The 3,861-nt window shown below is 56.8% G+C and carries 5 protein-coding genes; 4 read left to right on the top strand and 1 reads right to left on the bottom strand.

Annotated elements, in window-relative coordinates; all coding sequences use genetic code 11:
- From O6929_12820 to O6929_12805, 4 genes are all read left to right on the top strand, one after another.
- Window positions 1-321 (top strand): transglutaminase family protein (locus tag O6929_12820; protein ID MCZ6481262.1); only part of this gene is annotated, 321 nt, incomplete at its 5' end.
- A 10-nt stretch (window positions 322-331) separates the two neighbouring features.
- Window positions 332-1,072 carry a thioredoxin domain-containing protein gene (locus O6929_12815; GenBank protein ID MCZ6481261.1) on the top strand — a complete coding sequence of 247 codons (741 nt, stop codon included), beginning with the start codon at window positions 332-334 and terminating at the stop codon, window positions 1,070-1,072.
- Window positions 1,073-1,359: 287 nt separating this feature from the next.
- Window positions 1,360-1,647, top strand: a complete 288-nt coding sequence (locus O6929_12810; protein ID MCZ6481260.1) for an HgcAB-associated protein — start codon at window positions 1,360-1,362, stop codon at window positions 1,645-1,647.
- A gap of 20 nt (window positions 1,648-1,667) precedes the next feature.
- Complete coding sequence (locus O6929_12805; protein MCZ6481259.1) at window positions 1,668-2,501, top strand: arsenite methyltransferase; 834 nt, start codon at window positions 1,668-1,670, stop codon at window positions 2,499-2,501.
- A gap of 141 nt (window positions 2,502-2,642) precedes the next feature.
- Here the strand turns inward: O6929_12805 and O6929_12800 are convergent, their stop codons facing one another.
- The gene (locus tag O6929_12800; protein MCZ6481258.1) at window positions 2,643-3,368 is read right to left on the bottom strand and encodes a hypothetical protein; all 726 of its coding nucleotides are present in this window, start codon (window positions 3,366-3,368) and stop codon (window positions 2,643-2,645) included.
- Between the last annotated feature and the right edge of the window lie 493 nt (window positions 3,369-3,861).

Genomic DNA, 3,861 nt, shown 5'->3' with positions numbered 1-3,861 from the left:
ATCGAGGGTTATCACTGCTGGACGGAGTTTCATCTGCCGGGTGTAGGTTGGGTTCCCATTGATGCTTCGGAGGCGGATAAGCGCCCTGAGCGCCGGGAGATCTACTTCGGCACGTATCCGGCGGATCGGATCCAGTTTTCCGTCGGTCGGGACTTGGAGCTGGGGAAGGGGCACACCACCGGACCGCTGAACTACTTCATTTATCCCCATGTGGAGGTAGCAGGGAAAAGGCTCAAAGATGTGAAGACCCACTTTCGGTACGCAGAGGTCCCGGAGGTTGAGGTCGCCATGCCAGCGACTGCGAGTGAGATATCACGGTAGGAAAACTCTCGTGCTGGAAAGGACCTGTCTGGAGGAGGCCCCGGGGAGTGTCGGGGTGTATATGGCGAACCAAAGGAAACTTCGACCCAAACCATATAACTGGAAATTCTGGCATCGCTGGCTGTTATGGAGTCTCTGGGCGGCGCTGGCCTTTACCTCGACCGCCTTAGCCCAATCTCAGGGACAAGACGATGTCTTAGCCCTCCTCGCCAGGGGACCTGCCTTGGGCTCGGAAAGCGCCCCCGTCACGATCATCGAACTCTCTGACTTCCAATGTGTCTTCTGTGCGAAGTTTTGGAGAGAGACACTCCCAAGCCTCGAAGCCGAGTACGTGAAGGCGGGCAAGGTCCGGTTCGTGTATGGCCACCTGGCCATCCTGGGGAGACAGTCGGTGACATCAGCCCAGGCGGCGGATTGTGCCGGGGAGCAGGGGAAGTTCTGGGAATACCACGATGTACTCTTCGCCTTGAGGGGTCCCTTTGCCCTGACGAACGGCAAGCTCAAGGGGTATGCCAGAGAAGTTGGGCTTGATGTAGAGTCCTTTGATCGATGCCTGGACTCGGGAAAATATGCCCAAAAAGTGAAAGAAGAGACAATGGCGGGCCTCTCCCTGGGGGCGCGGGCGACCCCCGTCTTTTTCATCAACGGCATGATGCTGGTTGGTGCGCACCCCCTGGAGACCTTTCGGGAAATCATCGAAGAGGAACTCCGGGCGGGTCGGGATCGCCAAGCACCAGAAAAGGACAGATAGCATTCGATTGAGGCTCGAATCCTCTTCGACGCACTACCCGATCAGCCGCTGAACCCACCTGCCTCTCCTGGGTCTTTGCCCGGGAGGTCACGGTCTCACCCAAGCCCGCAGCCCGCTTTCCCAGACAAAAGATATAAATTAGAGCACCCCCTTGAGGCGGATCTACAGCGCCGAAAGTGGTTCGTGGGGATGTGCAAAAGGGCTTGACAAGGTAAGTCTGATGATATAGATTTATCAGTGGAATCAGATATTGCTGATACATGAAGACATACGGGAGGTGGGACAAGATGGCGAGGCAAGGGAAGAACAAGCGGGGGGCATCGGTGGACGAGAGAGCGGGCTGCTGTCGCGTTGAATCGCTGATCAGTGTCGATGAGCGGGGTCAGATGGTGCTCCCGAAAGACCTCAGAGAACGGGCTGGCATCCGTCCAGGCGAGAAGTTGGCCGTCATCAGCTGGGAGCAAGGCGGGGAAGTCTGCTGTATCTCACTCGTGAAAGCCGCGGCGCTGACGGAGATGGTGCGGGGCCTGCTCGGTCCGATGATCGGACAGGCTGCGTCGCGCCGATCGGAATAGAGTAAGGAAGGAGAACGAATGTGAAAGGCGAGGACATCAAGACAGTCGTTAAGGAAGCGTATGCCGGCATTGCAAAGCAAGGCCGGTCCGGGTGCACTCCTGCCACATCGTGTTGCGAAAGCGTCGATGTAACTCAGGAGATGAGCAGGAAGGTCGGCTACTCCGAGGAAGACCTCCACAGGGTTCCTGGAGGTGCAGACTTGGGTCTCGGCTGCGGGAACCCGGTTGCCCTGGCCTCGTTACGAGAGGGCGAAACGGTGCTTGATCTTGGGTCAGGCGCCGGACTGGATGTCTTCGTTGCAGCGCACAAGGTGGGAAATGCCGGGAGAGTGATCGGTGTCGACATGACACCAGCGATGATTGTGCGCGCGAGGGAAAACGCCAAGAGAGACAACTACGAGAACGTCGAGTTTCGACTGGGCGAAATTGAAGACCTGCCAGTGGCCGACAACACCGTGGATGTCGTTATCTCGAACTGCGTGATCAACCTCTCCCCTGACAAACCGCGCGCATTTCGAGAAGCCTTCCGGGTGCTCAAACCAGGTGGGAGGCTTATGATCTCAGATATTGTCTTGCTCGAAGAGCTCCCGGATCCTGTCCAGCGCTCTGTGGAGGCGTATATCGGATGTATTGCGGGAGCGATGCTGAAAGACAAATACGTCGAGGCCATCCGGGCGGCAGGATTTCGGGATATCCGGATCGTTCAGGAAGCGCCGTTTTCGCTGGAGTACTTGACGAACGATCCGACCGCAAAGGCCATCATGGAAGATTCAAGCCTACCACCTGATGAACTTAGGAGAATTGCCAGCTCGACCATCAGTCTAGGAATCTCTGCGGTCAAGTCGCCGGCATAGAATTGCCCAGTCGACAGGAAGCTGACGTACCCCATTCAGACGCGGAATCCCATCTGGTGGCTTGCCCCTTACCAACCCTCAGCGTCTGTCGGAACGCGAGGACCGGGGGTGCGGTTAACTTTAACCTCCCCCACGGGCGCTTTAGGTACAGTGGCACGGAGGATACAAGTCCCCCTTCCCGGCTCGTTCTCGGACTGCTCTGAAAAGACGTAAAATCGCATTGTCCGCGTACGAATTCATTAACCATCCGGGAATGCTTCCTCCGGGGTCCGTGAAAACATAGTAATAGGCCAGTGTCTTTTTCCCTCCCGCCTCGGGGACGAGGTGCCAGTAGCCCTCGTTCGTACGAGGAATAATCGGGTCGGACCCTGCATCCTCGTAGGCTTCTTTGACTTCCTGTAGCGTACAGGAGAAGGTCTCGTCTTTCCGCCAGTACACGAAGTACTCGCATGGGTGATCTCGGTAATTCCGGATGCGCTTGGTTCGGAAATTGATGAATCGGTCCGAGAAAGGCCAGGGAAAGTCAAGGTACTGGCAGCCATACTCCTCATCAGCACCGCCATTCTTGACAATGCGGCTTTTCAAATAAGGGATGAACTCGACCAGGCGGTGCGAATCCGTAAGGACTTGAAACACCCGACACGGAGGAGCATCGATTACCCCTTTCCCAATGGCTTCCTTGAAGGCGCTTCCGCTTCTTTCCCGCAAGAATATGGTTACGCCATCCTTCTCCTTGACGCGCTCCCACGTGGAGTCCTCATCTGGCCTTTGCAACTGCGGGGAGGTCGGGCGAGGCTCGGCAAAAGATATCGCGGATGCCAGGAAGAGGAACAAAAAGAAGAAGCCGAATTTACCACGGGTTGTCATAAGGCATCCTGTGTCAAGATGTGATCCCTCGATTTCGATCCTTAACTATTCCTTGCTTTGTTGCGACTTCACCGAGTACAGGGAAATATTCAAATATAGATAATACCCGAAAAGCCTCAGTCTGTGAATCGGGGAGAACCCTGTTTTTTCATCGGGAAAACTGCTCTGGTGTGCATGGGGAAATCTGCTATGCCACCATAGCGGAGGGAAGTCCGGAGGCCAGAGGCTCTGTCACCTCGAAATAACGGAACGCCCTCCCTGGCTCAGCCTGGGAGGGCCTCTCCACACTTCTGCGGCCCCTGCGCGGGGTGCCCTGGGGGCAAAATTTCATGCGGCCGGTCGAAGGATCACCTCTTTCTCGCCCTCCACCGTTTCTGCGTGCACGCGCTCAGGTCCTACCGCCAGGCGGTCCAGCCGCTCGGCGAGTTTCCGGAGACTCCGGCTCCCCTTCAGCGCGAGCTTTGAGCAATTACGCCCCAAGAGCAGGCCCGCG

It is taken from the genome of Candidatus Methylomirabilota bacterium, from assembly GCA_027293415.1.
GTDB lineage: Bacteria > Methylomirabilota > Methylomirabilia > Methylomirabilales > CSP1-5 > CSP1-5.
Note: the sequence above shows the minus strand (reverse complement) of the source record. Positions and strands in the feature narration are given on the sequence as shown.

Excerpts from the sequence above, each read along its gene's own strand:
- O6929_12800 (MCZ6481258.1), bottom strand. The coding sequence starts at position 3,368 with ATGACAACCCGTGGTAAATTCGGCTTCTTCTTTTTGTTCCTCTTCCTG.
- O6929_12810 (MCZ6481260.1), top strand. The coding sequence starts at position 1,360 with ATGGCGAGGCAAGGGAAGAACAAGCGGGGGGCATCGGTGGACGAGAGA.